Source organism: Actinomadura sp. GC306 (genome assembly GCF_004348665.1).
GTDB lineage: Bacteria > Actinomycetota > Actinomycetes > Streptosporangiales > Streptosporangiaceae > Spirillospora.
On sequence record NZ_SMKM01000423.1, the window covers coordinates 1 to 3,461 of the forward strand.

The 3,461-nt window shown below is 73.8% G+C and carries 5 protein-coding genes; 4 read left to right on the forward strand and 1 reads right to left on the reverse strand.

Annotated features, from left to right (window positions below):
• Positions 1 to 417: ArsI/CadI family heavy metal resistance metalloenzyme (locus E1200_RS32055; RefSeq protein ID WP_131956220.1), on the reverse strand; the 417-nt coding region annotated here is incomplete at its 3' end.
• Positions 418 to 494: 77 nt separating this feature from the next.
• Here E1200_RS32055 and E1200_RS32060 point away from each other — a divergent pair.
• The 4 genes from E1200_RS32060 (at position 495) to E1200_RS32075 (ending at position 3,245) form a co-directional block, all read left to right on the forward strand.
• On the forward strand, positions 495 to 878 hold the full coding sequence (locus E1200_RS32060) for a metalloregulator ArsR/SmtB family transcription factor (RefSeq protein WP_131956222.1): 384 nt from the start codon (positions 495 to 497) through the stop codon (positions 876 to 878).
• Positions 879 to 908: 30 nt separating this feature from the next.
• Complete coding sequence (locus E1200_RS32065) at positions 909 to 1,259, forward strand: metalloregulator ArsR/SmtB family transcription factor (RefSeq protein WP_131956224.1); 351 nt, start codon at positions 909 to 911, stop codon at positions 1,257 to 1,259.
• Positions 1,259 to 1,963, forward strand: a complete 705-nt coding sequence (locus E1200_RS32070) for a methyltransferase domain-containing protein (protein WP_131956226.1) — start codon at positions 1,259 to 1,261, stop codon at positions 1,961 to 1,963. The genes E1200_RS32065 and E1200_RS32070 overlap by 1 nt, the downstream gene beginning before the upstream one ends.
• A gap of 76 nt (positions 1,964 to 2,039) precedes the next feature.
• Positions 2,040 to 3,245: a hypothetical protein gene (locus tag E1200_RS32075; protein ID WP_131956228.1), complete on the forward strand. Its 1,206-nt coding sequence runs from the start codon at positions 2,040 to 2,042 to the stop codon at positions 3,243 to 3,245.
• The last annotated feature ends 216 nt before the right edge of the window (positions 3,246 to 3,461 follow it).

A 3,461-nucleotide genomic window follows, 5' to 3' on the forward strand; every position in this document is an offset into this window, starting at 1 on the left:
GTTGGGGGTCGGGGTGCAGCATGCCGAGGTCTCGGGCTTGGTGAGGGTGTCCGCGTCGGCCTTGACCACGTAGACCTCCCAGGGCTCGTTGCCGGGGGCGGTGACCCAGACCTTGTCCTGGACGGCGTAGCAGCAGGTCGTGTCGTTCTCCTCGGCGGTCGCCAGGCCGGACTCCTGCAGCCGCTCGGTGGCCTCGGTCACCTGGGCGGTGTCCTCCACCTCGACGCCCAGGTGGTCCAGGCGGGTGGCCTCCTCGTCCTTGCCCTCGATCAGGACGAGCTTGAGCGGCGGCTCGGCGATGGCGAAGTTGGCGTAGCCGTCCCGGACCTTGGCCGGGTCCGTGCCGAACAGCCTGGAGTAGAAGGCGATCGACGCCTCCAGGTCGGGGACGCGCAGCGCGAGCTGTACACGGGACATGGGTCCTCCTTGATTCGATGAACTTCTAAGTAGGGTCGAGTTTGCATCTTCGCTTCGATGAATGTCAAATTAGAGGTATGTCGAATCAAGCGTTGCCGTTGGTCGCCGCCACGGGGTGCTGTTCTCCACTGGTGGCCGAGCCGTTGGCGGAGGACGAGGCGGCCGAGCTGGCGCGGGTGTTCAAGGCGCTGGCCGACCCCGTCCGGCTCCGGCTGCTGAGCCTCATCGGCGCGCACGCGGGCGGGCGGCAGGCCGAGGTGGGCGTGTGCGTGTGCGAGCTGACCGGCGCGTTCGACGTCACCGCCCCGACAATCTCGCACCATCTGAAGATCCTGCGCGAGGCCGGGCTCATCGCGTCCGAGCGGCGCGGTACCTGGGTGTACTACTGGCTGCTTCCCACCGCACTGGGCCGTCTCGGCGCGCTGCTCGCCACCCCGGCGAAGGCTGAGACTCTTCCCTGAACGGCTTCCATCGTTTATCGTCGATGGACGATGAATGAGCAGAGAGGGCCACTCGACCGGGACGCGGCGGTCGAGTACGCGTCCTGGTTCAAGGCGCTGGCCGATCCGACGCGGGTCCAGATCGTGTCGCTGCTGGCGCGCCGCGGCGTCCCGCTGCGCGTCGGCGAGATCGTCGAGGCGGTGGCGGTCGGGCAGTCCACCGTCTCGGCGCACCTCAAGGCGCTGGCCGAGGTCCGGTTCGTGCTGGTCGAGCGGCGCGGCACCGCGGCGTTCTACCGGATCAACGACGCCTGCGTGGACTGCTTCCCCTCGGCCGCCGACATCGTCATGGGCCGTCCCGCCCCGGAACCGCCCGGTTGCACCGACGAAGGAGAGGCATGATGAGCGATCCGGTCGATCGGTACTCCGGGCTCGCGCGGCTCGCCATGGCCGGCGGCACGCCCCTGGAGGAGGAGGGGGACGGCTGTTTCGGCGCCGCCGCCTACGACGTGGACGGCGACGTCCCCGAGGCGGCCGTGCGGGCGAGCCTCGGCTGCGGCAACCCCCTCGCCGTCGCCGACCTGCGGCCCGGCGAGACCGTCCTCGACCTCGGCTCGGGCGGTGGCCTGGACGTGCTGCTGTCGGCCCGCCGCGTCGGTCCCTCCGGCACCGCCTACGGGCTGGACGCCAGCCCCGACATGCTCGATCTCGCCCGCGCCAACGCCGCGCGGGCCGGTGCGGGGAACGTCCGATTCCTGCAGGGGCGTATCGAGGACGTCCCGCTGCCCGACGCGGCCGTGGACGTCGTCATCTCCAACTGCGTGATCAACCTGTCGCCCGACAAGCCCCGCGTCCTCGCCGAGGCGTTCCGCGTGCTCCGGCCGGGCGGGCGCCTCGGCATCAGCGACGTCATCGCCGACGAGGGGCTGGACGGTGCTCGCCGCGCCGCCGCGGAGGCCCGGGTCGGCTGCGCCAACGGCACCCTCACCGTCCCCGAGTACCGGCGTGCGCTGGCCGCGGCCGGGTTCACCGGCGCCTCGGTCACCCGCACCGCCCCGGCCGGTGACGGTCTGCACTCGGCGATCGTCCAGGCCCGCAAGCCCTGAACCGCGCGGCCGCGCACGCGGGATCCAATGACCGGACGAGCGGTGCAAATCCGGGCGTTTTCACTAGGATGCTCGCGTGCGCGAAGATCAGGAGACCACGGACGAGGGCATGCTCACCGCGCCGCTCCGGCTGCCGGGCGACAGAACCGGGGACGAGGAGCCGGCGGCGGTCCGCAAGGGCGGGGCCATCGCCCGGGTCGATCCCGCGCCGGTGCAGGCGTTCGGGCAGGACGTCGAGCGGCTCGCCGAGCTGGTCGAGCGGCTCACCGCGACCGCCGCGACGCTGGGCGACCGGCTCGACGGCGAGGCGCGCGCCGTGCTCGGCAAGGCCGAGAGCGCGCTGGCCGAGGCGCGTGCCGCGCGCCAGGCGGCGGCGGACGCCGACGCCCGGACCGCGCGGGCCGAGGCCGACGCGGAGGCGGCCCGCAAGGAGGTCGCCGAAGCGAAGGAGGAGCTGAGCAAGGGCCTCGCCGCGGCGAAGGCCAGCGTCGCCGCCGCGCAGGAGAGCGAGGCCAACGCCTGGAAGGAGGCGGGCGCCCACCAGCAGGCACGGGCGACGTCCGCCAATGAGGCCGCCACCGCGGAGGGGCTGCGCAAGCGCGCCGAGGCGGCCTGGAGCACCGAGCACCAGGCGCGCAACGACGCCGAGAAGGAACGCGACGAGCTGGCGACCCGGCTGTCCGCCGAGCAGGCCGCGCTGGCGACCGCGCGCGGCGAGCTGACCGACGCGCGCGCCGAGCTCGCGGACGTGCGGGCCAAGCTGGAGGGCGCCGCCGACACCGAGCGGCGGCTGCGCGCCGAGCTCTCCGCCGCGCAGGGCGAGATCGCGGGGCTGACGGTGGAGCGCGACTCCGTCGCCGCCCGCGCCGCCGAGCTCGCCACCCGCGCCGACCGGGCCGAGCAGGTCGCCGACACCGCCGAGTCCCGCATCGAGACCGAGCGCAAGCGCGCGGACCGGGCCGAGGAGCGCGCCGACGACGCCGAGGTCCGCATCAACCGGGACGCCGCGACCGTCCGCGCGCTGCAGGACACCATCCGCTCGGCGCTGGACCTGCCGGCCGTCGAGGAGCTCCCGGACGGGCACGGGATCAAGGTCGACTCCGGCACCGTCACCGCCCGGCCCGGCGGGATGATCGGCTACGACCAGGTACCGGACCTGCTGGACGGCGAGCTCGCCGCCCGGTTCGCCCGCGCGCTGCTCGCCGTCCGCGTCCACCAGGCCACCCGCCGCGTCGCCGACGAGCGGGCCGACGGCGGCGAGGACGCCGGCGCCGCCGACTGAGCCGTCGAACTTGTCCGGCATGGGCGGATTTGCGAACGCCGGGAGTTGTGCGGCGAAAGCGCGTATCGTCTAGGCCCCCGCTTCCCTGGAGGCCCGCTAGTGAACAGACGTCACCTGGCCGTCGTGCTGCTCGCGCCGGCGCTGGCGCTCACCGCGTGCGGTGGCGACGGCGGCGAGCCCGGGCCGACGCCGTCCGCCCAGCCCAGCGCGGAGAAC